Raw genomic sequence first — 262 nt, forward strand, 5'->3', positions numbered from 1 at the left:
TCGCCGATGGATGTTGTCAAGTGGTTGTTGGCTGTTGCTTTTCTGGCAGCGGCTGTGGTTGGCAATTATATGTATGCCGATGCGCCTTTTCTGTATCGGATTCTCGCTGTCGTTGCCTTGATGTTGATAGGTGCAGGTGCTGCACTGGCAACAACGCAAGGCAAGGCATTTATGCAACTTCTGAAAGAGGCCAATGTCGAGCGCCGCAAGGTGGTATGGCCAACGCGTCAGGAAACTACCCAGATGACATTGATGATTCTGG

The 262-nt window shown here is 51.1% G+C and carries 1 protein-coding gene; it reads left to right on the forward strand.

Features of this window, described 5'->3' with window-relative positions; all coding sequences use genetic code 11:
* A partial coding sequence (gene secE / locus Q4563_RS20550; RefSeq protein ID WP_303605832.1) for a preprotein translocase subunit SecE occupies nucleotides 1-262 on the forward strand: 262 nt, incomplete at both ends.

Source organism: Gilvimarinus sp. 1_MG-2023, assembly GCF_030548285.1.